This window comes from Ideonella sp. A 288, assembly GCF_002198735.1.
GTDB lineage: Bacteria > Pseudomonadota > Gammaproteobacteria > Burkholderiales > Burkholderiaceae_C > Pseudaquabacterium.
Genome location: NZ_MWLO01000137.1, coordinates 260,689 through 283,938, shown reverse-complemented (window position 1 = coordinate 283,938; position 23,250 = coordinate 260,689). Strand labels below are relative to the sequence as shown.

The following is a 23,250-nucleotide window of genomic DNA, read 5'->3' as shown; positions in this document are numbered from 1 at the left end:
GAATCTGATCGGCCGCGCGCACGGCGCGTGACCGGTCGTGTGCGATCTGGCCCGGCGCTCAGCGCGCCGGCGACAGGCTCAGGTCACCCGCGCGCAATCCCCACTGCATCTTGCGGTAGATGGTGCGCACGCGCGCCGCCAGGTCGCGCGGGGCCAGGCCGATCAGCCGCGCCACGTCGCTGATGCGCTGGCCGATCGACAGCTGCCGCAGCAACTGCCGCTCTGCCGCGGTCAGTTCCAGCGGGCCGGCCATCGCGTCGGGCGACGCGACATGCGGCCGCGTCGCGGTCTGCGCCTCGACGCCGAAGTGGTCGAGCAGCCGGCGTGCGATCCAGGGCGCAATCTCGGCGCCACCGCTCAGCGTGTCGAGGGCCTGCTCGGCCAGGCCGGGGGCCTTGGCGTCGTCGAGGTCGTGGAAGTTGTCGGCACCGGCCTGCAGCGCGTCCAGCAGCGCAGGGTCCTGCCCGCGGGCCACCACCAGCACCTGCGTGCCCAGCGGGCTGGTGCCCGAGCGCAGCACGCGCACCATGTCGACGGCCAGGCCATCGGCCAGGTGCAGGTCGGTGATCAGCAGCGCGGGGTCGTGGCGGTGCAGCAGCACGCGCGCGGTGGCAAAGCTGTGCGCCGGCGGCAGCACCTGCCAGGCGCCGGCGGCGCGCAGTTCTTCTTGCCATCCCGCGGTGCGCATGGCGTCGCGGCCGGCCAGCAACACGGTCCTGGTGGAAGTGGCGGTCATGGTGCCCAACGAGTCCTTGTGGTCGATGGGCCCATTCTTCGCGCCGGCCCCGGCGCCGGCATCCCCGTGGTGCGGGGGCTCCCCCGGGTTCACCGGTGGGGCATTGCCGACCGGCGTGAACTGCCTCACGCCAGCGGCGTGGTGCGCCTCACACGGTGGGCACCGTCGGTGCCGAGGTCGTCGTCGCCGCGCGACGGTCCGGCCCGGGCCTGGCCGCCACGCTGGCCACCGCCGCGTGGTTGGGCTGGAAGCTCGCACTGCTGGCCAGCGGCCAGAACACGCGGAAGGCGTTGTGCGGCCAGTCGGCCTCGCCGCGCTGCGCGGCCAGCAGCGAGCCCGGGGCCACGCTGGGCAGCAGGTTCGACAGCAGCCGCACCTCGTGGTCGGCCGTGCGGCAGACGATGTGCGCGGCGGTGATCTGGTTCGGGTGCAGCAGGCCGGCGGCCTCGACCAGTTCGCGCAGCGCCTGCAGCGTGTGGCGGTGGAAGCGCAGCACGCGCTGGGCCTTGTCGGGCACCACCAGGGCCTGCTGGCGCAGCGGGTCCTGCGTGGTCACGCCGGTGGGGCAGGCGCCGGTGTGGCAGTGCTGGGCCTGGATGCAGCCCAGCGCGAACATGAAGCCCCGCGCCGAGTTGCACCAGTCGGCGCCCAGCGCCATCACCCGGGCGATGTCGAAGGCGCTGACGATCTTGCCGGCGCAGCCGATCTTGATGCGCTCGCGCAGGTTCAGCCCCACCAGCGTGTTGTGCACCAGGCGCAGCCCTTCCTGCATCGGCGCGCCGACGTGGTCGGTGAACTCCAGCGGCGCGGCGCCCGTGCCACCCTCGGCGCCGTCGACGACGATGAAGTCGGGCAGCAGGTCGCTCTCCAGCATGGCCTTGGCCAGCGCGAACCACTCCCACGGGTGGCCGATGCACAGCTTGAAGCCCACCGGCTTGCCGCCGGACAGCGTGCGCAGGCGGTCGATGAACTGCAGCAGTTCGAGCGGCGTCGAGAACGCGCTGTGCGCGGCCGGCGAGACGCAGTCCACGCCCACCGGCACGCCGCGCGCGGCGGCGATCTCGGGCGTCACCTTCGGCCCCGGCAGCAGGCCGCCATGGCCGGGCTTGGCGCCCTGGCTGAGCTTGAGCTCGATGAGCTTGACCTGCGGGTCGCGCGCATGGGCGGCGAACTTCTCGGGGTCGAAGCGCCCGTCGGCATTGCGGCAACCGAAGTAGCCCGAGCCGATCTCCCAGATCAGGTCGCCGCCGTGCACGCGGTGGTGCTCGCTGATCGAGCCCTCGCCGGTGTCGTGGGCGAAGCCGCCGGCCTTGGCGCCGGCGTTGAGCGCGAGCACGGCGTTGGCGCTGAGCGCGCCGAAGCTCATCGCCGAGATGTTGAACAGGCTGGCCGAATAGGGCTGGGTGCAGCGGCTGAACGGTCCGCCGCCGATGGTGATGCGGAAGTCGTGCGAGCCCACGTGGCTGGGCAGCAGCGAGTGATTGATCCATTCGTAGCCGATGGCCTGCACGTCGAGCTGCGTGCCGAAGGGCCGCTTGTCCGGTTCGCCCTTGGCGCGCTGGTACACCAGCGAGCGCTGCTGACGCGAAAACGGCACGGCCTCGCGGTCGCTTTCGAGGAAGTACTGGCGGATCTCCGGCCGCACCCATTCCAACAGGTAGCGCAGGTGGCCGATGACCGGGTAGTTGCGCAGCAGCGCCCGCTGCGTTTGCCGCAGGTCGCGCACGCCGAGCGCGAACAGGCCGACCCCCAGCAGGGCCAGCCAGCCCAGTTGGCCGAAGCCCACCCAGGCGAAGGCGCCCAGCAGGGCCAGCGCGGCGGCGGTGACCATCGACAGGTAGCGGATCGGGAAATGGCGGTCCAGGGCGATCAGCCAGGCGGGCATCGGGGTCTCCTCGGGGCATGTGGCCCGCTCACAGGCCCCATGTGCCGCCGATTTCAACGCGCCCGCCGCACCGCCATGGCTCGAAATGTGGGGGCTAAGGGGGTCAGTTGAGGGCCGTCGGCGCAGGTGGAACACCCTGCGCCGCCTGCGCCGGCGATGCGGAACCGGTCACATCGCTTGCCCGGTGTTGCCGGACCGGACGGGTCGAGGCGCTCAGGTGGCCTGGCCCGGGCCGGTCGACGCGCGCGGGGCCTTGCGATGGCCGACCAGCGACAGCGCCAGCGCCGCGGCCATCAGGCCCAGGCTCGCCGGTTCGGGCAGGTGCGTCGGGTCGATGCTCAGGTCGAGCGCCCACAGGCTGCTGCGCTCGCGGCCATCGACGTTGATGAACTTGGCGCCGGGCAAGCCCAGGTAGGCCACGCCGGTGTAGTCGGGCTGGCCGTCGTGGGTGAAGCCGTCGGCCAGGCTACCGCCCAGCGCCACGTTGCCGTCCTGCGACAGCACCAGCGTGTACACGCCCCCCGACAGCACGGTGTCGAACAGCGCATCCCAGCAGAAGCCCGTCGCCGCGTCTGCGGCGCCGCTGCCGGCGCCGCAGACGTGGGCGCTGCCGACCTCCTGCACCAGCAGGCCGCCGGGCCCGAACACCGTGAGCACCGGCGCGAAGGCGCCCTGCGCGAACGAGGTGGTCACGCCGCGCACCTGCGATTCGCTGGTCAGGGTGAAGGACTGGACGAACAGGTCGTCGTCCTGGGCGAAGGCGCCGCTGTAGTGGGTGGTGCCGGCGAGCGCTGCCGAGGTCATGGCCAGCGCCAGGGCGGCGGTGCAGGCCACGGCCAGGCGGGTGGTGGTCGGGTGCATGGGATTCTCCGGAGCGGGTGCGCAACGTCGGGTATGGGCCGTGGTGGGTAACGAGCCATCGGCCGCGGGTTCCACGTCGGGCGCCGCACCCCCCGAAACGAGGGGCGTCGGGGAGCGTCCCGCGTTGCGGCCGACCCCGAGCGATCGGCGGCGCCGACCAGTGCACCGCACCGCCGCGGCACCCGGCGCCGGGCCATCGGGCTGTGGCTATACTTCTGCGCAGCGCCGATTTGTTCCTGATTGCGGGCGCTTAATCAAATGCCGCTAAAGAGGGACACCCGACCCGGTGTCCGCATCTGCAGCGGCGCCGGGTTTACTTTTTTTCGGGTGTCTCCAACGACCATGGCCTCGCTCGGGCACGTCATACCGCAGACCATGCGCTTCGACGAGCCGCTGCCGCTGCGCAGCGGGGCGTCGCTGGCCGGCTACGACCTGGTCTACGAGACCTACGGCAGCCTCAACGCCGAACGCAGCAACGCCGTGCTGGTGTGCCATGCGCTCAACGCCAGCCACCACGTCGCCGGCACCCACGCCGGGCAGGACAAGAGCGAGGGCTGGTGGGACAACCTGGTCGGCCCCGGCAAGCCGCTGGACACCGACCGCTTCTTCGTCATCGGCGTCAACAACCTCGGCTCGTGCTTCGGCAGCACGGGGCCGATGCATGTGAACCCGGCCACCGGTCTGCCTTACGGCGCCGACTTCCCGGTGGTCACGGTGGAAGACTGGGTCGACGCGCAGGCCCGTCTGCTCGACCGCCTGGGCATCGAGCGCCTGGCCGCGGTGCTGGGCGGCAGCCTGGGCGGCATGCAGGCGCTGTCGTGGACGCTGCGCCACCCGGCCCGCGTGGGCCACTGCATCGCGGTGGCCACCGCCCCCAACCTGTCGGCGCAGAACATCGCCTTCAACGAGGTGGCGCGCCGCGCCATCATCACCGACCCCGACTTCCACGGCGGCCACTTCTATGCCCACGGCGTGGTGCCCAAGCGCGGGTTGCGCGTGGCCCGCATGATCGGCCACATCACCTACCTGAGCGACGACTCGATGGAAGAGAAGTTCGGCCGCGAACTGCGCTCGGCCGAGCTGGGCTATTCCACCCAGGACATCGAGTTCCAGATCGAGAGCTACCTGCGCTACCAGGGCGACAAGTTCAGCGAGTACTTCGACGCCAACACCTACCTGCTGATCACCCGCGCGCTGGACTACTTCGACCCGGCGCGCGACCACGGCGGCGACCTGTCGCGGGCCTTCGCCGCCGCGCGCGCGATCCGCTTCCTGCTGGTGAGCTTCACCACCGACTGGCGCTTCTCGCCGGCGCGCTCGCGCGAGCTGGTCAAGGCGCTGGTCGACAACCGCATCGACGTGAGCTATGCCGAGATCGACGCGCCGCATGGCCACGACGCCTTCCTGCTGGACGACCCGCGCTACCACGGCGTGCTGAAGGCCACCTTCGATCGCATCGGCGCGGCCACCGGAACATGAGCGAACGCAAGGACCTCGAGACCATCGCGGCGCTGGTGCCCGAAGGCGCCCGCGTGCTCGACCTGGGTTGTGGCGACGGCGCGCTGCTGGCGCACCTGCGCGACCGCCGCGGCTGCACTGGCTACGGCGTCGAGATCGACGACGGCAACCTGCTGGCCTGCGCGCGGCGCGGCGTGAATGTGGTGCAGCTCAACCTCGAGGACGGCCTGGCGCTGTTCGAGGACGCGAGCTTCGACGTCGTGCTGCAGCTCGAGACGCTGCAGCACCTGCGCAACACCGAGCGCATGCTGCGCGAGACGGCGCGCGTGGGGCGGCTGGGCATCGTCAGCTTCCCCAACTTCGCGCACTGGCCCAACCGCCTGTCGGTGCTGCGCGGGCGCATGCCGGTGACCAAGGCGCTGCCCTACCAGTGGTACGACACGCCCAACATCCGGGTCGGCACCTTCGCCGATTTCGAGGTGCTGGCGCAGCGCAACGGCCTGCGCATCCTCGATGCCTTCGGGCTGCACCATGGCGAGCCGGTGCGGCGCTGGCCCAACCTGATGGCCAGCGTCGCGGTCTTCAAGTTCGAGCGCGGCTGAGCGCCGGCCCGGGTCGGCCAGGCCCGGGAGGGCCTGGCTTCGGTCGCTCAGTTCATGCGGACGCTGCGATTCGGCGTCAGCAGTTCACCGGCGGCCAGCAGCGTGTGCGTGCGGTTCGCGGTGCGCACCTCGGCCCGCACCGCCTCGCGGCTCGTCGCCACCTGCACGGGGGCCTCCTTCCGGCTGGCTTCGCCGGCCGCCAGCAGCGTGCCCTGGGTGCGGGCCTGCAGCACCTCGGCCTTGACGTCGGCGCGCGTGGTGACCGACACGAAGGGGCTGCGGTCGATGGTGATGTCGTCGGCCAGCGCGGCGGTGCTGGCGAAGGCGACCAGGGACAGGGTGATCAGTTGGGTGGTATTCATGATGGATTCCATAACAGTGTGTGAACGGTACCGGGCAGGTCGACGCTGTCTTTGTGCGCCGTCTTGTCCGCCTCGGTGAGTCTTCAGAGCGGGTGTCTCATCGATGAAGGCAACTGTAGGGGTCTACCCTGATCTCATCAATCGGGCGCCGGTCAATGGATAATTCCTGAATCGCGAACAATCGAGGGCGGCCAGGGCCGCGAATCCATGGACCTGATGCGCGCCATGCGGACCTTCGTCCGCGTCGTCGACGAGCAGGGCTTCGCCGCCGCGGCGCGCGCGCTCGACCTGGCCCCGGCGGTGGTCACCCGCCAGGTGGCCGAGCTCGAGGCGCACCTCGGCGCCCGGCTGCTCAACCGCACCACGCGCCGCATGTCGCTGACCGAGGTCGGCGAGACCTACGTCGACCATGCGCGCCAGATCCTGGCCGACGTGGAGGAGGCCGAGGCCGCCGCCGCCCGCTCGGTGAAGGACCTGCGTGGCCACCTCAAGGTGCTGGTGCCGCCGGCCTTCGCGGTGCACCAGCTGGCCCGGCACCTGCCGGTGTTCCGGGCCCGGCACCCGCACGTGACGCTGGAACTCACCGTGCCGGGGCCGGTGGAAACGGTGGACGACACCCACGACGTGTCGATCCTGATGACCGGGCACGGCTTGCGCGATGGCGATTTCGTCGCCCGCCGCATCGCGGTGTCGGAGGTCATCATCTGCGCCGCGCCGGCCTACCTCGACCGCGTCGGGCGTCTCAACCATCCGATGCAGATCCTGGAGGTCGACATGCTGCTGCCGACGCTGACCACCGCGCGCCGCGTGCTGAGCTTCACCCACGAGACCGCGCTGGGCGCCGATGGCGAACCCGAGCGCGTGGACGTGGTGCCGCCGCGCGCCGCGCTGACCACCATCCACCTCGACACCACCCATGCCGCGGTGCTGGCCGGCATGGGCGTGGCCGGCCTGCCGTCGTTCGTGGCCGCCGATGGCCTGATGTCGCACCGCCTCGAACGCCTGCTGCCGGAGTGGCGCATCTTCGCGCTGACCATCCATGCCGGCGTGCCCACGCGCAAGCACCTGCCTGCGCGCACCCGGGCCTTCGTCGACTTCCTGGTCGAGACCTTCGGCGGCGGCGAGCGCGACCGGTGGCTCGAGGCCGCGGGATGCCCCACGGTGGCGGCCGCGGCGTCGGTGATGCCCGCTTCCGTGGCGATGTCGCCTGTGGCACGATCGGCGACCCCAGGTTCCACCCGAAAGGCACGACCATGATCGGCTACGTCACCCTCGGCACCAACGACCTGCCCCGCGCCGCCGCGTTCTACGACGCGCTGCTGGCCGAGCTTGGCATCGGGCGCATCATGGACTTCGGCCGCGGCTATGCCTGGGGCACGACGATGGACCAGCCGGCCTTGGGCATCATGGTGCCCTTCGACCAGAAGGCCGCCACCGCGGGCAACGGCACGATGGTGGCGATCGCCGTCGACAGCCACGAGAAGGTCGACCGCCTGTACCGCAAGGCGCTGGCCCTCGGAGGCCAGGACGAAGGCGCCGCCGGTCCGCGCGGCGAGGGCTTCTACGCCGGCTACTTCCGCGACCTCGACGGCAACAAGCTCAACGTGTTCTGCATGGGGTAGGGCAGGCGGCACGGGCGCGCCGTGTCGCCCTTGCCCCGCCGCGCAGGGGCGGTCGCGATCAGCGCGTGCCTGTCGGCGCCGATGCCGGTGAGGAGGCCGAGGCGGCGGCCCGCAGCGCGGCATGCCGCCGTGGCAGGTCGCGGATCCACTCTGCCGGGATCGCGAAGTTGAGGTTCTGCGCGGTGGCCGACACCGAGGCGATGGTCGTCAGGCCGACCAGCGCGCCCTGGTCGTCGAACAGGCCGCCGCCGCTCGAGCCGCCCGAGATGGCGGCCGAGGTCTGCACCAGCAGCAACTGCCCGGCGGCGTTGCGGCGCAGCGACGACACCAGGCCCTCGCTCATCGTCAGGTCGAGCCCGCGCGGGTGGCCGATGGCGTAGGCGGGCTGGCCGATGGCCAGGGCCTCGGTGCGGCCCAGCGCCACGGCGGGCGATTCGACCGCGGCCGCGGTGAGCTGGCACAGGTCGCGCTGCACGTCCCAGGCCGAGAGCCGGGCGTCGACGCCCGGGCTGTCGGGCGCGGCATTGCGGCGCAGCAGCACACGCTTGGCTTTTGCCAGCACGTGGCAGTTGGTGACCAGGGTCTGCGGGGCCACCACCACGGCACTGCCCTGGCCCAGCGCCAGGCCGTCGGCGTCCAGCCCGATCACCTTCCACAGGCTGGGCGAGACCTTGGCGAAGACCTCGGCGGGGGTCAGCGGCTGCGCCAGCGCGGGCAGGCCGGCCAGCACCAGGGCCAGCGCCACCAGGCTGCCGCCGGCCCGCCGCGACCCTGCGGACGGGGACAGCCGTCCGATGGACGCGCCCCATCGGCGATAGGACGATCGGGCCGCCGACCCGTGGCGCGGAGCAGGCGCGTGGTTCATGGGCGGATCAGGCCTTCGAGGTCGGCGGTGGTGGCCGCCGGGTTGAGCACGGCCTCGCCATCGACCTGGCCGCCTTCGAGCATCGACCTCGGCGCTGGTGTGGATTTGTCGAGCGGCAGGCACGACTGGCCCGTGGGGTTGCGGCGCAGTGCGCCTTCGGCGGGTTTCACCTGGTCGGGCAGCGTGGCGTCGAGCACCACCGCGCCGCAGTTGCCGGCGCTGACGCCGCCCTGCAGCGCGTAGGTGCGGCCGGCCACCGGCGTGAAGCTCCAGCGCACCAGGCAGGTCTGGCGCGGCGGCTTGATGACCATGAAATCCAGCGTGGTCAGCACGCCCGCGGCCAGCACGGCCGCGGCGGGCTGTTGGTTGCCCCCGCCGCGGCCCACCACCTTGGGGCCTTTGCACAGCACGGCATCGTCGAGCGCGAAGACGACGAAGCGGTCGGGCGCCGCCACCGTGGCCCGCATCAGCAGGCGGGCAGTGGGCGCCCCGGCGGGCACTGTGTAGGCGGCTGCGGCATCGGGCGCTGGCGGCGCTTGCGGCGGGGCGGCGCATCCGGCGAGGAGCGTCACCCCGGCGGCCAGCGCGCCCCGGGCGGCCGCGCCGGCGCGGCGCGCCGCCGAGGTCGTTGGCGCGAGCGCGTCCGAAGCGCGGCCAGGGGCAAGGGGCATCGTGGTGTGGCGCGCCTTGGGGCGCGGTGCGGGTCGGGCCAAGCAAGGTCCCTGCGGGTGGCGGTCAGGGCCCAGTGTAGGCCGGGACGCGCGGATGGGTCGTCGACCGCGCCCCTGGCTACACTGGCCGGATGCGTCCGATCGCCACCGCCGACGGGGTGCCGCTGCAGGGGCACCTGTGGCCGGCGTCGGCCCGACCGGCGCGCGGTACGGTGCTGGTGGTGCACGGGCTGGGCGAGCATGGCGGGCGCTACGCCGCCCTGGCGGCTCACCTGGCGGCCCTGGGATGGACGGTGGTGGCCTTCGACCACCGCGGCCATGGCGCCTCGGGCGGGCCGCGCGGCGCGATCCCGGCCGACGACAGCCTGCTGGCCGACCTGGGCCGCGTCGTCGAGGCGGTGCAGGCCGAGCACCCCGGGCCGCTGGTGCTGCTGGGCCACAGCCTGGGCGGTCTGCTCGCCGGCCGCTTCGTCGCCGAGGGCCTGGCGGCGGCCACCGCGCACTGGTGGCGGCCGGTGGACGCGCTGGTGATGTCGTCGCCCGCGCTCGACCCCGGCATGCACCTGGGCCAGAAGGCCCTGCTCGCGCTGCTGCGCCGGCTGGCGCCCGATCTGGCGTTGGGCAACGGCCTGCAGGCCGAATGGCTGTCGCACGATGCCGAGGTGGTGGCGGCCTACCGGGCCGACCCGCTGGTGCACGACCGCATCACGCCGCGGCTGGTGCGCTTCATCGTCGACGGCGGCGCACAGGTGCGTGCGCTGGCCCCGCGCTGGGCGCTGCCGACGCTGCTGATGTACGCCGGCGCCGACCGCTGCGTGGCGCCTCGCGGCAGCGCGGCCTTTGCCGCGGCGGCACCGCCGGGCGTGGTCGAGGCGCGCTGCTTCGGCGCGATGCGCCACGAGATCTTCAATGAACCCGACCGGGCCGAGGTGCTGTCCACGCTGACGCGCTGGCTGGCCGCGCGCGGCCACTAGACTCGCGCTTCCCAGACCATCGCACCGAGGCCCCGCCATGAACGCCCGCGACCCCCTGTTGCCGCTGCAACCCGACGAGGCCAGCGCCCTGGCCCGCTACGCCGACCAGCGCTGGGACGAGGCCATCGTGCCCGCGCTCACCGACTACATCGGCGTGCCCGCCAAGAGCCCGATGTTCGACGCCGACTGGCAGGCGCACGGCTTCATCGACCGCGTGGTGCGCGATGCGGCCGCCTGGGTCGAGGGGCGCCGCGTCGCCGGCCTCACGCTCGAGGTGGTGCGCCTCGAAGGCCGCACGCCGGTGATCTTCTTCGACATCCCGTCGACCAAGGCCGGCTCCACCGACACGGTGCTGATGTACGGCCACCTCGACAAGCAGCCCGAGTTCACCGGCTGGCGCGCCGACCTGGGCCCGTGGACGCCCCGCTACGAGAACGGCCTGCTCTACGGCCGCGGCGGCGCCGACGACGGCTACGCGGTGTACGCCGCGATCACCGCGGTCGAGGCGCTCGACCGCCAGGGCATCCCGCGGCCGCGCATCGTCGGCCTGATCGAGACCTGCGAGGAAAGCGGCTCGTCGGACCTGCCGGTGTACCTGGATGCGCTGCGGCCGCGCCTGGGCCAGGTGGGCCTGGTGGTGTGCCTGGATTCCGGCGCCGGCAACTACGACCAGCTCTGGCTCACCACCTCGCTGCGCGGCATGGTCTCGGGCGTGCTGAAGGTGGAGATCCTCACCGAAGGCATCCATTCCGGCGACGCCAGCGGGCTGGTGCCGTCGAGCTTCCGCATCCTGCGCCACGTGCTCGACCGGCTGGAGGATTCCGCCACCGGCCGGCTGCTGCCGCAGGGCTTCCACTGCGAGGTGCCGGCCGAGCGCGTCGAGCAGGCGCGCGCCGCCGCGGCCACGCTGGGCGACGAGGTCTGGAAGCGCTTCCCCTGGGCCTGCGGCGCCGATGGCGGCAGCGCGCTGCCCACCACCACCGACCCGGTCGAGGTGCTGCTGAACCGCACCTGGCGGCCGACCCTGTCGGTCACGGGGGTCGACGGCTTCCCCGACCTGAAGAACGCCGGCAACGTGCTGCGGCCCTATACCGCGTTCAAGCTGTCGCTGCGCTTGCCGCCGCTGGTCGATGGCCACGTGGCGTCGACGCAGCTCAAGGCGCTGCTGGAGGACAACGCGCCCTACAACGCCCGCGTCACCTTCCACCCCGACGGGCGCGCCGGGGCGCTGGGGGCCACCGGCTGGAACGCGCCGACGCTGGCGCCCTGGCTGGCCCGGACGCTGGACGAGGCGTCGCGGGCGCACTACGGCGCGCCGCTGGGCTACATCGGCCAGGGCGGCACGATCCCGCTGATGAGCATGCTGCAGCGCGGCTTCCCGGCGGCGCAGATGATGGTCTGCGGCGTGCTGGGCCCGAAGAGCAACGCCCACGGGCCCAACGAGTTCCTGCATGTGCCCTACGGCAAGCGGCTCACCGCCGCGGTGGCGCAGGTGATCGCGGCCTGTCCGTGACGGGCTCGGGCTTGTCCCCGGCCGGCCGCGCGGCGCTCAGCGCATCGAGAAGCCGGTGGTCACCAGCGTGCCGCTCATCGGCTCGATCAGCGCCACCAGCGGCTGCAGCTGGCGGTAGCGCAGCGCCACCTTGGTGATGTAGGCAAAGAAGCGCGGCAGGTCGGCGGCGTAGCGGTCCTTGCCGTCGCGGTGCTTCAGGCGGCAGAAGATGCCGGCCACCTTCAGGTGGCGCTGCAGCCCCATCCACTCGAGCGCGCGCCAGGCCTCGCCGAAATCCTCGGCCATCGCGTGGTCCTGCAGCAGGCCGTCGCGGCGGGCGCGTTCCCACCAGCGCGCGGCCCAGTCGATCTCGCGCTCCTCGTCCCACGACAGGAAGGCGTCGCGCAGAAGCGAGGCGATGTCGTAGGTTACCGGGCCGCGCACCGCGTCCTGGAAGTCGAGGATGCCGGGGTTGGGTTCGCACACCATCAGGTTGCGCGGCATCCAATCGCGGTGCACGGCCACCTGGGGTTGCGCCAGCGCGCTGCGCACCAGCGCGTCGGTGACGCGGTCCCACACCGCGCGCTGCGTGTCGGTCCAGGTGATGCCGTGCTCGCGCCCGACGCACCATTCGGGGAACAGCGCCATCTCGCGCCGCAGCAGGGCCTCGTCGTAGTCGGGCAGGCCGTCGGTGCGGCCGGCGCGCTGCCATTGCGCCAGCGCGGCCAGCGCGTCACGCATCAGGCGATCGCCGCGCGCGGCATCGGCCTGGGTCAGTTCGTCGAGGTACAGCCGCGAGCCCAGGTCGGCCAGCAGCAGGAAGCCCTGCGCCGGGTCGGCGGCAAAGACCTCGGGCGCGTGCAGGCCGGCGTCGCGCACACGCTGGCCGATGTCGAGGAAGGGGCGCACGTCCTCCTGCGGCGGCGGCGCGTCCATCACGATCATCGGGCCGCTGCGGCCCTGGATGCGGAAGTAGCGCCGGAAGCTGGCGTCCGCCGAAGCCGGCGCCAGCGTGGCGCGGTCCAGGCCATGGGCGGTGCACAAGGGGGCCAGCCATTGCTCGAAGGCGGCCTCGCGGCCGGCATCGGCCCAGCGGATGGAACGGTCGGTGGTCATCGGACGGAAAGGTGGCGCGGCCGCTTTGCCGGGCCCCCGTGCAGGGCGGGCCGTGCGCAGCCTGGGCCAGGGGGCGCTCATGGATAATCGTTCGATTCTACGAAGCGCCGGCCTGGTGACCGGCGCATGGCCCACCGCCTGGCCCGAGGCATCCCGGCATGGCCCGCCGACCCGGCCCGCTGCCGTGGCCCGATCCCACCCGACACACGTGCCCCAGACCCACCGGTTCCCGCGATCGCTGCGCTGCCTGATGCTGGCCCCCCTCGCGGCGGCGGTGGCAGGCGCCTGGGCCGAGCCCCGCCTGCAGACCAGCCCGTCGCTGTCGCCACCGCCGGCGGGCGAGTCCTCGCGCCAGCGCCCGGTGTTTCTGCTGGCCGACGAACTGCGCGTGCGCCCCGATCTGGACGCGGTGGCCGAGGGCCGGGTCGAGTTCCGCCGCGCCGGCATGGTCATCCGCGCCGACCGCTTCACCTACGACAACGCCGACGATCTGGCGCGGGCGCGTGGCAATGTCGAGATCCGCAAGGAAGGCAACGTCTACAAGGGGCCCGAGCTGCAGCTGCGCGTGCAGCGCTTCGAGGGCTTCTTCCTGCAGCCGGAGTTCGAGCTCGGCCTGCTGGGCTCGGGCGGCCGCGCCGAGCGCATCGACTTCATCGACGATGCGCGCTCGGTGGCCTCCAAGGCCCTCTACAGCAGTTGCCCGCGCGACGGCTCGGGCGACCCCGACTGGCTGCTGCAGGCCGACCGCGTCAAGCTTGACGTGCAGACGCAGGAAGGCCGCGCCGAGGGCGCGGTGCTGCGCTTCCTGGGCACCCCGATCCTGGCGCTGCCGGTCATCAGCTTCCCGCTGTCGGATGCGCGCAAGAGCGGCTGGCTGCCGCCCAACGTGGGCCTGGACAGCCGCAGCGGCTTCGAGCTCGGCATCCCGTACTACTGGAACATCGCGCCCCACCGCGACGCCACGATCACGCCCACGCTGCGCACCCGCCGCGGCCTGTCGGCCGAGACCGAGTTCCGTTACCTCGAGCCGGGCGACCGCGGCCGCGTGGTCGTCGATCTGCTGCCCTACGACCGCGTGTTCGGTGGTTCGCGGCGTGCCTGGCTGTTCGAGCACGACGGCCAGCGTGTCGACGGGGTGGGCGTGGTCGGCGGTGGCCTGCGCTACCGCGCGAAGGTGCAGCGGGTGTCCGACCAGGACTACTGGAAGGACTTTCCCACCTCGGTGCCCAGCGCCACCCCGCGCCTGCTGCCCGCCGACCTGGGCGTCGAGCGCTCGGTGAACACCTGGCTCGGGCCCGGACAGCTGTACGCCCGGGCGCTGCACTGGCAGGTGCTGCAGACCGACAACGCCGACACCACCATCGATTCGCCCTACCAGCGCAGCCCGCAGATCGGCCTGCGCGTTGAGCCTGCTCTGATGCCGGGCTGGCGGGCCTCGCTGGAGACCGAATTCAACCGCTTCACCAGGCCCGATGGCACGGCCTCGGCCCGGCGGCCCACCGGCTGGCGCTGGCATGCGCTGGGCCAGATCAGCCGGCCCTGGATCACGCCGGGCGCCTGGGTGACGCCCAAGCTGGCGTTCAACGCCGCGGCCTATTCGCTCGACGCGGCCGTCGGGCTGGACGCCCGGCACCCCGGCCGCATCATCCCGACGGCCAGCGTCGACGCCGGCCTCGTGTTCGAGCGCGAGAGCCACTGGTTCGGCCAGACCCGGCGCCAGACGCTGGAGCCCCGGATGCTGTACGTCAACACCCCGTACCGCGACCAGCTCTCGCTGCCCAACTTCGATTCGGCCGACCGGGAGTTCAACCTGGTGTCGCTGTTCGGCGAAAACGCCTTCTCGGGCGTCGACCGCGTGTCCGATGCGCACCAGCTCACCCTCGGCCTGTCGACCCGGGTGTTCGACGCCGCCAGCGGCGCGCAGATCCTGCGGCTGGCGCTGGGCCAGCGGGTGCTCTTCCGCGACCGCCGCGTGCTGTACCGCGCCCCGGACGACACGACGGTGCCCGCGCCCTTCACCCAGCGGCTGTCGGATGTGCTGCTGGAGGGTTCGACCAGCGTGGTGCCGCGCTGGCAGCTCGACGCCGCCCTGCAGTACAACCCCGACTCGAGCCGCGTGGTGCGCTCCATCCTCGGCGCGAGCTTCTCGCCCGGGCCGTTCCAGACGCTGAGCGCCGGCTATCGTTATTCGCGTGGCCTGTCCGAGCAGGTCGAGCTGGCGTGGCAATGGCCCGTCTACCGCGGGCAGGCGCGGCCGGTGGGTGCGTCGTCGGGCTGCGGCGGCACGCTCTACGGCGTGGGCCGCGTCAACTACAGCATGCGCGACAGCCGCATCACCGAGTCCATCGTCGGCCTCGAGTACGACGCGCGCTGCTGGATCGGCCGCATCGTGTCGCAGCGCGTGTCCACCGGTGCCAGCGAGGCCACCACGCGGCTGATGCTGCAGCTCGAGCTGGTGGGTCTGTCGCGGATCGGTGCCAACTCGCTGCAGGTGTTGAAGGACAATGTGCCCGGCTACCAGCTGCTGCGCGACCCGCGGCGGCCCGATTTTCGCGACGCCGCCGAACCCTGATGCCGAACGCCGAACCTGCTGGCCAGACATGACCGATCTCCACCGTCCCTTCCGCCTTCGCGGCACCCTGCTGGCGCTGCTGGCCGTGGCCGCGCTGTCCCCGCTGGCGCAGGCCCAGCGCATCTCGGCGGCGCGCAATGGCGACTACATCGTCGCGGTGGTCAACTCCGAGTCGGTGACGGCGATCGAGGTCGAGCAACGCCTGGCCCGCCTGCGCCAGGAGGCCCAGCGCAGCGGCAACGCCCGCATCCCCCCCGAGGCCGACCTGCGCAAGGACGTGCTCGACGCGTTGATCGAAGAACGCGTGCTGCTCACCTACGCCCGCGAGAGCGGTGCGCGCATCGACGACGTCGAGCTCGAGCGCGCGGTGGCCAACGTGGCGGCGCAGAACCAGCTCACCCTGCCGCAGTTGCGCGAGCGCCTGGCCGCCGAGGGCCTGGACTACGCGCGCTTTCGCAACAACCTGCGCGACCAGATGCTGCTCGAGCGGGTGCGCGAGCGCGAGGTGAACTCGCGCATCCGCATCGGCGATGCCGACATCGACCGCATCGTCGAAGCCCAGCGCGCCGAGGCGTCCACCGACCAGGAGCTCAATCTGGCGCAGATCCTGGTCACCGTGCCCGAGGGCGCGTCCGACGCCGTGTTGGCCGAGCGCCGGGCGCGGGCCGAGCGCGCGCTGGCCCGGGTGCGCGGGGGCGAGGATTTCACCGCCGTGGCACGCGAGGTGTCGGAAGATGGCAACCGTGCGGCCGGTGGCGAGATCGGCCGGCGGGCGCAGCGCCGGTTGCCCGACCTCTTCGTCGAGGCGACCAAGGGCGTGGCCGTGGGGCAGCTCGCGCCCCAGCTGGTGCGCAGCGGCGCGGGCTTCCACATCCTCAAGGTGCTCGACCGCGAGACCGGCGGTGCCTTCAAGGTCACCCAGACGCGCGCCCGCCACGTGCTGCTGCGGGTGTCCGAGCAGGCCCCGGCGCAGGCCGTCGCCAACCGTCTCGAGCAGGTGCGCCGCCAGATCGAGCGCGGCGAGCGCAAGTTCGAGGATGTCGCGCGAGAACTGTCCGAAGACGGCTCGGCCTCCGCCGGCGGCGACCTCGGCTGGGCCTCGCCGGGGCAGTTCGTGCCCGAGTTCGAGGAGGCGATGAACCGGCTCCCGCTGGGCGGCATGTCGCCGCCGGTGGTATCCCGCTTCGGCGTGCACCTCATCCAGGTGCAGGAGCGCCGAGACACCGCGCTCGACCCCAAGGACGTGCGCGAGCAGGTGCGCAACATGCTGCGCGAGCAGAAGTTCGAGCAGGCCTACCTCGAATGGGCCAAGGACCTGCGCCTGCGCGCCTACATCGAGATGCGGGAGCCGCCGCTCTAGGCGGTCCGCGGCCCATCCCGGTGACGGCATCCCAGCCCCATGTCGCGCGCAAGCGCTTCGGCCAGCATTTCCTCACCGACGAAGGGCTGATCCACCGCATCGTGCGGACGATCGACCCGCGGCCCGGCCAGGCCCTGGTCGAGATCGGCCCCGGCCTCGGCGCGATCACCCAGCCGGTGCTCGAACGCTGTGGCGCGCTCACCGTCATCGAACTCGACCGCGACCTGGCGGTGCGTTGGCGGCAGCGGCCCGGCGTCACGGTGATCGAGTCGGACGTGCTGAAGGTGCCGTTCGACCAGTTGGCCCAGCAGGCCGGGCGTCCGTTGAGGGTGATCGGCAACCTGCCCTACAACATCTCGACGCCCATCCTGTTCCACCTGCTGCCCTGGGCCGGCCTGATCGCCGACCAGCACTTCATGCTGCAGAAAGAAGTGGTCGAGCGCATGGCCGCCGGTCCGGGTGGCAAGGACTACGGCCGCCTGTCGGTGATGCTGCAGTGGCGCTACAACATCGAACTGATGCTGGAAGTACCGCCCGAGGCCTTCGATCCGCCGCCGCGGGTGGATTCGGCCATCGTGCGCATGGTGCCGCTGGCACAGCCTCCCGCCGTCGACGGGAAGCGCCTCGAGGCGATGGTGGCCTCGGCCTTCTCGATGCGCCGCAAGCTGCTGCGCCACAGCCTGGGCCGCTGGCTCGAGGCCCAGGGCTTCGAGGGCCACTTCGACCTGCAGCGGCGGGCCGAGGAGGTGCCGGTGGCCGAGTTCGTGGCACTGGCGCAGGCCCTGCCCTGAACGACGAAGGCGGCCCGCAGGCCGCCTTGGATCGATCCGCCCGCGGGGCGGTCAGGCCGCGGTGATCCACATGGCGGTGTCGAAGGCGCTGCTCATCATCGGCATGTTCATGCCGAAGTTGGGATTGGCGCCGTTCTTCGGCACGGCCTTGGCCACCGGCTTCTCGGGCGCCTGCACCACGTCGTTGACGCGCTCCCAGGCATTGGCATCGGCGTTGCGGGCCACAGCGAACGAGTAGAAGCAGCGGAAGGGGATGCGCCGCTCTGCCCAGAAATCGGCCGTGTCACGGAACACGTCGAGCAACTGCTCGCGGGCTTCGCGGTCGAAGCGCGGGTTGTCCGGCACCTGCTCGAGCACGACGACGAAGCCCGGCTGCTGCCCCGCGCGGTGAACGAGGTCGGTCATGCAGTCGAACAGCGCATCGAGGTTCTTGCCGAAATGCGCCGGGAACAGGAAGGCCTCGGCGATCTTGTCCAGCACGTCCTGCTTCGTCTGCGCCTCGGTCAGGTTGGCATACAGAAAATGCTGGCCGGCGGTCTCGGCGGCCTGCATGAGGTCTTCGACGCGGTAGGCACGGATGGCCTGCACGATGTTGGGACGGACGGTCTGCAGCAGCATGGTCACGATCCTCCAATTGGCTCAGTCTGGATCCTGGGTTGGCGGATCACTGCACGATGCGCTTGAAGCTCGCGTAGTGATCGTCGGTATAGAAACAAGCTTCGGGGTCGGTGGGTTGACGTCCGCCGCAAACGATTCGCCTGGCACCACGATTCTTGGAACCGGGCGTGCGCACCGTGTACTCGCGGTAGTGGCCTCGCTCCCGGCGCGGCAAGAGCCGCTCGCGGTTGCCAAACACCGTGCCGTCCTTGGCGTAGGGAAACGGCCCGCCGGCGCGGATGAGGCGCTGCGTGTGCTGAGCTTCCTTCGGCAAGGTCGACAGAGCCACCTGGGCTTGCTCGTCCACCACCCCCCTGGCCTGAGCCTCTGCGCCAACCAGCGCAGACAGCACCACCAACGACGCAAGGCCTAACTTTCCGACCAGCCTTGCCAACGATGACGGAGCCACCCTGACCACGGGATTACCCTGAAACATGAGTCGGGAATGATACTGGAGGGGGCCAGATAACTCAAGCCGCTTGCCTCAAAATTGGGCAATGGCGGAAGGAATTGAGTGTGCGCTCACAACCGAAAAAGCTATCTGAAATCAATGATTTCCGGTTGTCAAGGCCCGTTCACCCAGGACGGGGGCGGCCGCCGTGCGGCGCCATGTCGCGCACCCGGCTGGTGCGGGCGAGGCACCAGCCCGGGTACTTTGGTGCGGCCGTCAGCGTGCCGCGTTGGCGTCGGCCACCGTCAGCGCGGTCATGTTGACGATGCGCCGCACCGTGGCCGAGGGCGTGAGGATGTGCGCTGGCTTGGATGCGCCCAGCAGCACCGGCCCGATGGCGATGCCGCCGCCGGCCGCCGTCTTGAGCAGGTTGTAGGCGATGTTGGCGGCGTCGATGTTGGGCAGCACCAGCAGGTTGGCCTCCCCGGTGAGGGTGGAGCGCGGCATCAGTTCGGCGCGGGCCACGGCGTCCAGCGCCACGTCGCCGTGCATCTCGCCGTCGATCTCGAGCCAGGGCGCATCGCGCTGGATGATTGCCAGTGCCTCGCGCATCTTCACCGCCGACGGCTGATTGCTCGAGCCGAAGTTGGAGTGCGACAGCAGCGCTGCCTTCGGCTGCACGCCGAAGCGCAGCATCTCTTCGGCGGCCATCACCGTGATCTCGGAGATCTGTTCGGCCGTCGGGTCGTAGTTGATGTGGGTGTCGACCAGGAACACCTGCCGGCCCGGCAGCACCAGGCCGTTCATGCAGGCATAGGTGTGCACGCCGGGGCGAGGCCCGATGACCTGGTCGATGTGGCCCAGGTGCGTCGTGGTCGAGCCCCAGGTGCCGCAGATCATGCCGTCGACCTCACCCTTGTGCAGCAGCATGCTGGCGATCAGCGTGAGCCGGCGGCGCATCTCGATCTTGGCAAACTGCTCGGTGACGCCGCGCCGCTCCATCATGCGGTGGTAGGTCTGCCAGAAGTCGCGGTAGCGCGGGTCGTTGTCGATGTTGACGACCTCGTAGTCGCGACCCTCCTTCAGGCGCAGCCCGAGTTTCTCGACACGGGCCGCGATGATGGCCGCGCGGCCGACCAGCCAGGGCCGGGCCAGGCCTTCGTCGACCACCACCTGCACGGCGCGCAGCACGCGCCGGTCCTCGCCTTCCGCGAAGGCCACGTTCTTGCGCGCCGCACGCTTGGCGGCGCTGAAGATCGGCTTCATCGTGTTGCCCGAGGCATAGACGAAGCTCTGCAGCTTTTCGCGGTAGGCGTCGTAGTCGGTCACCGGGCGGGCGGCCACGCCGGAGGACGCCGCGGCGCGTGCCACCGCCGGCGCGATCATCATCATCAGGCGCGGGTCGAAGGGCTTGGGGATCAGGTACTCGGGGCCGAAGCTCAGTGTGACGCCTGCGTAGGCCGCGGCCACCACGTCGTTCTGCTCGGCCTGCGCCAGTTCGGCGATGGCGTGCACCGCGGCGATCTCCATCTCGTCGGTGATCGTGGTGGCCCCGGAATCGAGCGCGCCGCGGAAGATGTACGGGAAGCACAGGACGTTGTTGACCTGGTTCGGGTAATCGGTGCGCCCGGTGGCCATGATGGCGTCGTCGCGCACCGCCTTGACCTCTTCCGGCGTGATCTCGGGCGTCGGGTTGGCCAGCGCGAAGATCAGCGGGCGGGCGGCCATGCCGGCCACCGCCGGGGCCTTGAGCACCCCGCCGGCCGACAGCCCCAGGAACACGTCGGCCCCGGCCATCACCTCGGCCAGCGTGCGCAGCGGCGTGTCCTGCGCGAATTCGGCCTTGTCGGGGTCCATCAGTTCGACGCGGCCGGTGTAGACGACGCCGGCCAGGTCGGTGACGAAGATGTTCTTGCGGGGCAGGCCCAGCTTGACCAGCAGGTTCAGGCACGCCAGTGCGGCCGCGCCGGCGCCCGAGGTGACGAGCTTGATCTCGTCGATGCGCTTGCCCACCACCTTCAGGCCGTTGAGCAGTGCGGCGCCGACGACGATGGCGGTGCCGTGCTGGTCGTCGTGGAAGACCGGGATCTTCATGCGCTCGCGCAGCTTGCGCTCGACATAGAAGCAGTCGGGGGCCTTGATGTCCTCGAGGTTGATGCCGCCGAAGGTGGGTTCCAGCGCGGCGATGATGTCGACCAGCTTGTCGACGTCGAGCTCGTTGATCTCGAGGTCGAAGACGTCGATGCCGGCGAACTTCTTGAACAGCACGCCCTTGCCTTCCATCACCGGCTTGCTGGCCAGCGGGCCGATGTTGCCCAGGCCCAGCACCGCGGTGCCGTTGGTGACCACCGCCACCAGGTTGCCGCGCGAGGTGTAGCGGAACGCATTGACCGGGTCGGCGACGATCTCTTCGCAGGCCGCGGCCACGCCGGGCGAGTAGGCCAGCGCCAGGTCGCGCTGGTTGGTCATCTGCTTGGTCGCGGCGATGGCCACCTTGCCCGGCGTCGGGAACTCGTGGTATTCGAGCGCGGCGCGCCTCAGTTCGGCGGTCTTTTCTTCGTAGGTGGACATCAGGCAGCTCCGGCAGGGTCGGCGATTTTAGGAGTCGGCGGCGTGCCGGCCGACCCCGATGTGGCATGGAGGCATGCGCGAACGGCATGCACCAAGATCATCGGGGTGAGTGTGGACCGCGTCGGGCCGCTTGCCCATGCGCAAAACTGCGTAGCAGTTTGAACCGCCAGCCACGGAATACTCGGACAGCGATGAAGCCCCCAGCCCCTGCGGCCCCTGTGTTCCCTTACGAGCCCGACAGCCCGCGCCCGCGCCGGCCGTTGCTGTGGGCTGCACTCGTCGCCTTGCTGGCGGTGGCGCAGACGCTGCTGGTCGTGCTGACCTTGCGTTACGAAGAGGCGCGGGTGCAGGACCGCACCGACGAGACCGCCGGCATGCTGGCCGGCGAACTCAAGCGCCGTGCGCAGCAGGTGTTGCAGGGCTTGCAGGCGCTGGGCCTGCGGGCCGGGTCGACAGAAGACTGGCAGGGCGAGGCCGACGCGTTGATGCGCAGCCTGCGCGAAGTGGGCCGCATCGAGCGGCGCGACCGTGCCGGTGCCGTGGTCGGCGCGGCCGATTCGCCGTTCCGGGTGCCGTTGTTCCAGCACTGGCCACGGCAGGAGATGGAGGTCGAGGCCGAGGTGGCCTGCGCGGCGGCACGGCGCATGATGTCGCCGGCCTTCGGCCACAGCCAGTTCGTGCCGATGGCCAACGGCCACGGCGTCGAGGTGGTGGACGTGTGCGTGCCGCAACAGGACACCGGGCAGCTGGTCGGTTTTGTCGTCGCCAGCGTGGTGCTCGGCACGCTGCTGGAGGAGACCCGCCCGGCCGAGCTGGCGCGACGGAACGAGGTGTCGTTCGTCGAGCCCGATGGCACCCGGCTGGCCCGTGCCGGGTCGGTCCGTGGGGCCGGCGTGTTCATCGCCGAGCGCATCGTCGACCTGCCGGGCAACGGCCTGCAGTTGCGCGTGGACGCCGTCGAGCGCAAGCCCAGCCTGATCCCGAACCTTGCGGTGGCCCTGGTGCTGGGCCTGTCGCTGGGCTTGTTCGGCGTGGTGCTGTTGCTGGTGCGCGACGGCCGGCGGCGGGCTCGGGCCGAGGAGGCGCTGGCCGAGGCGCTGGCCTTCCGCAAGGCGATGGAGGATTCGCTCATCACCGGCGTGCGGGCGCGCGACCGGCAGGGCCGCATCGTGCATGTCAACCCGGCGTTCTGTTCGATGGTGGGCTACAGCGAGGACGAGTTGCAGGCCGCCGAGGTGCCGCCCTACTGGCCGCCCGAGCAGGTGGCCAACTACCAGGCGCGCCAGGCCGAGCGGCTCAGCACCTCGGAAGGCACCGAGCCCTCGCGCGAGGGCTACGAAACGGTGTTCATGCGCAAGGACGGCGAGCGCTTCCCGGTGATGGTGTACGAGGCGCCGCTGGTCGACAGCGTCGGCAAGCACAAGGGCTGGATGAGCACGGTGGTCGACGTGCGCGACCAGCGCCGCATGGAAGACCTGGCGCGGCAGCAGCAGGAGCGGCTGCAGGCCACTGCGCGGCTGGCCAGCGTCGGCGAGATGGCGTCCTTGCTGAGCCATGAGCTGAACCAGCCTCTGTCGGCGATCGCCAGCTACGCCACCGGCTCGATCAACCTGATGGAGCAGCCCGACGCGGACACGCCGGCGATGCTGCAGCAGGCCATGACGCGCATCGCCGAGCAGGCCGAGCGTGCCGGCCGGGTGATCAAGAGCGTGCACGACTTCGTGCGCCGCCGCCACCAGGCGCATGAGGTCGTGGGCGCTGAACTGCTGATCGAATCGGTGCTGCCGCTGGTGCGCCTGCAGGCCCGCAAGAGCGGCGCGCGGCTGGAGGTGGACGTGCCCAAACCCGCGCCGCGGGTGCGCGTCGACCGCACGATGGTCGAGCAGGTGCTGCTGAACCTCGCCCGCAACGGCCTGCAGGCGATGGAGGCCGACACGCCGATGGAAGACCGGGTGCTCACGCTGCGGGTGAGCCGCGTGCAGGGCAAGTGGGCGGCCTTCGACGTGATCGATGCCGGCCGCGGCATCCCGCCCGAGGTGGCGCAGCGGCTGTTCACGCCGTTCTTCACCACCAAGGACGAGGGCATGGGCCTGGGCCTGTCGCTGTGCCGCACCGTGATCGAGCAGCATGGCGGCGCGATCGACTTCGAGAACCTGGCCCGCGGCACGGCCTTCCGCTTCACGCTGCCGGTGCTGGCGCCGCGGGGAGAATGATCTCGCCGAAGGCCCCAGCCCGCGCGTTGCGGCCTTGGCATCGGTGAGTGC

19 protein-coding genes and 1 pseudogene are annotated in these 23,250 nt (G+C 71.4%); 10 read left to right on the top strand and 10 right to left on the bottom strand.

Annotated elements, in window-relative coordinates; all coding sequences use genetic code 11:
* Positions 1-58: 58 nt before the first annotated feature.
* The 3 genes from EOINJALH_RS20840 to EOINJALH_RS20830 all read right to left on the bottom strand — a co-directional run bounded on the left by EOINJALH_RS20840 (position 59) and on the right by EOINJALH_RS20830 (position 3,482).
* Positions 59-736: a response regulator transcription factor gene (locus EOINJALH_RS20840; RefSeq protein ID WP_088283591.1), complete on the bottom strand. Its 678-nt coding sequence runs from the start codon at positions 734-736 to the stop codon at positions 59-61.
* Between the two features lie 148 nt (positions 737-884).
* Positions 885-2,621, bottom strand: a complete 1,737-nt coding sequence (locus tag EOINJALH_RS20835; RefSeq protein WP_088283589.1) for an FMN-binding glutamate synthase family protein — start codon at positions 2,619-2,621, stop codon at positions 885-887.
* Positions 2,622-2,834: 213 nt separating this feature from the next.
* Positions 2,835-3,482 (bottom strand): DVUA0089 family protein, encoded by a 648-nt coding sequence (locus tag EOINJALH_RS20830; RefSeq protein ID WP_088283587.1) that lies wholly within the window; start codon positions 3,480-3,482, stop codon positions 2,835-2,837.
* A gap of 342 nt (positions 3,483-3,824) precedes the next feature.
* On the opposite strand from EOINJALH_RS20830, the gene EOINJALH_RS20825 reads away from it, so the two are divergent.
* Complete coding sequence (locus EOINJALH_RS20825; protein WP_088283586.1) at positions 3,825-4,961, top strand: homoserine O-acetyltransferase; 1,137 nt, start codon at positions 3,825-3,827, stop codon at positions 4,959-4,961.
* Positions 4,958-5,542, top strand: coding sequence for a methionine biosynthesis protein MetW (gene metW, locus EOINJALH_RS20820; RefSeq protein WP_088283584.1), 585 nt, complete (start codon positions 4,958-4,960; stop codon positions 5,540-5,542). Before EOINJALH_RS20825 ends, metW begins: the two co-directional genes overlap by 4 nt.
* Positions 5,543-5,589: 47 nt before the next feature.
* On the opposite strand, the gene EOINJALH_RS20815 is transcribed toward metW, so the two are convergent.
* On the bottom strand, positions 5,590-5,904 hold the full coding sequence (locus EOINJALH_RS20815) for a DUF4148 domain-containing protein (protein WP_158219838.1): 315 nt from the start codon (positions 5,902-5,904) through the stop codon (positions 5,590-5,592).
* Positions 5,905-6,129: 225 nt separating this feature from the next.
* Between EOINJALH_RS20815 and EOINJALH_RS20810 the strand changes: the two genes are divergently transcribed.
* Positions 6,130-7,161 (top strand): LysR family transcriptional regulator, encoded by a 1,032-nt coding sequence (locus tag EOINJALH_RS20810; protein ID WP_234413964.1) that lies wholly within the window; start codon positions 6,130-6,132, stop codon positions 7,159-7,161.
* Complete coding sequence (locus EOINJALH_RS20805) at positions 7,158-7,526, top strand: VOC family protein (RefSeq protein ID WP_088283578.1); 369 nt, start codon at positions 7,158-7,160, stop codon at positions 7,524-7,526. Before EOINJALH_RS20810 ends, EOINJALH_RS20805 begins: the two co-directional genes overlap by 4 nt.
* A gap of 58 nt (positions 7,527-7,584) precedes the next feature.
* Here the strand turns inward: EOINJALH_RS20805 and EOINJALH_RS31905 are convergent, their stop codons facing one another.
* A complete protein-coding gene (locus tag EOINJALH_RS31905; RefSeq protein WP_158219837.1) occupies positions 7,585-8,391 on the bottom strand; it encodes a S1C family serine protease in 807 nt (268 codons plus the stop codon).
* On the bottom strand, positions 8,388-9,062 hold the full coding sequence (locus EOINJALH_RS31900; RefSeq protein ID WP_158219836.1) for a hypothetical protein: 675 nt from the start codon (positions 9,060-9,062) through the stop codon (positions 8,388-8,390). The genes EOINJALH_RS31905 and EOINJALH_RS31900 overlap by 4 nt, the downstream gene beginning before the upstream one ends.
* A gap of 131 nt (positions 9,063-9,193) precedes the next feature.
* On the opposite strand from EOINJALH_RS31900, the gene EOINJALH_RS20795 reads away from it, so the two are divergent.
* Positions 9,194-10,036 carry an alpha/beta fold hydrolase gene (locus tag EOINJALH_RS20795; RefSeq protein ID WP_088283574.1) on the top strand — a complete coding sequence of 281 codons (843 nt, stop codon included), beginning with the start codon at positions 9,194-9,196 and terminating at the stop codon, positions 10,034-10,036.
* Positions 10,037-10,073: 37 nt separating this feature from the next.
* Entirely contained in the window at positions 10,074-11,549 is a 1,476-nt protein-coding gene (locus tag EOINJALH_RS20790; protein WP_088283572.1) for a M20 family metallopeptidase, read from the top strand.
* A 36-nt stretch (positions 11,550-11,585) separates the two neighbouring features.
* Here EOINJALH_RS20790 and EOINJALH_RS20785 read toward each other — a convergent pair whose 3' ends face one another.
* Positions 11,586-12,644, bottom strand: a complete 1,059-nt coding sequence (locus EOINJALH_RS20785; protein WP_234413963.1) for an aminoglycoside phosphotransferase family protein — start codon at positions 12,642-12,644, stop codon at positions 11,586-11,588.
* 250 nt (positions 12,645-12,894) lie between these two features.
* Between EOINJALH_RS20785 and EOINJALH_RS20780 the strand changes: the two genes are divergently transcribed.
* Genes EOINJALH_RS20780 through rsmA form a run of 3 tightly spaced genes read left to right on the top strand, consistent with a single transcriptional unit; the run spans position 12,895 to position 17,367 of the window.
* Entirely contained in the window at positions 12,895-15,216 is a 2,322-nt protein-coding gene (locus EOINJALH_RS20780; protein ID WP_088283568.1) for an LPS-assembly protein LptD, read from the top strand.
* 28 nt (positions 15,217-15,244) lie between these two features.
* Positions 15,245-16,576 (top strand): peptidylprolyl isomerase, encoded by a 1,332-nt coding sequence (locus EOINJALH_RS20775; protein WP_088283566.1) that lies wholly within the window; start codon positions 15,245-15,247, stop codon positions 16,574-16,576.
* Positions 16,577-16,596: 20 nt separating this feature from the next.
* Positions 16,597-17,367, top strand: coding sequence for a 16S rRNA (adenine(1518)-N(6)/adenine(1519)-N(6))-dimethyltransferase RsmA (rsmA, locus tag EOINJALH_RS20770; RefSeq protein ID WP_234413962.1), 771 nt, complete (start codon positions 16,597-16,599; stop codon positions 17,365-17,367).
* Between the two features lie 228 nt (positions 17,368-17,595).
* Here the strand turns inward: rsmA and EOINJALH_RS20765 are convergent.
* From EOINJALH_RS20765 to EOINJALH_RS20755, 3 genes and pseudogenes are all read right to left on the bottom strand, one after another.
* Positions 17,596-17,985 (bottom strand): annotated as a pseudogene (locus EOINJALH_RS20765) (barstar family protein); the annotation flags it as partial.
* 46 nt (positions 17,986-18,031) lie between these two features.
* Positions 18,032-18,460, bottom strand: coding sequence for a ribonuclease domain-containing protein (locus EOINJALH_RS20760; RefSeq protein ID WP_088283560.1), 429 nt, complete (start codon positions 18,458-18,460; stop codon positions 18,032-18,034).
* 231 nt (positions 18,461-18,691) lie between these two features.
* Positions 18,692-20,986 (bottom strand): NADP-dependent malic enzyme, encoded by a 2,295-nt coding sequence (locus EOINJALH_RS20755; RefSeq protein ID WP_088283558.1) that lies wholly within the window; start codon positions 20,984-20,986, stop codon positions 18,692-18,694.
* 191 nt (positions 20,987-21,177) lie between these two features.
* On the opposite strand from EOINJALH_RS20755, the gene EOINJALH_RS20750 reads away from it, so the two are divergent.
* The gene (locus EOINJALH_RS20750) at positions 21,178-23,199 is read left to right on the top strand and encodes an ATP-binding protein (RefSeq protein WP_088283556.1); all 2,022 of its coding nucleotides are present in this window, start codon (positions 21,178-21,180) and stop codon (positions 23,197-23,199) included.
* The last annotated feature ends 51 nt before the right edge of the window (positions 23,200-23,250 follow it).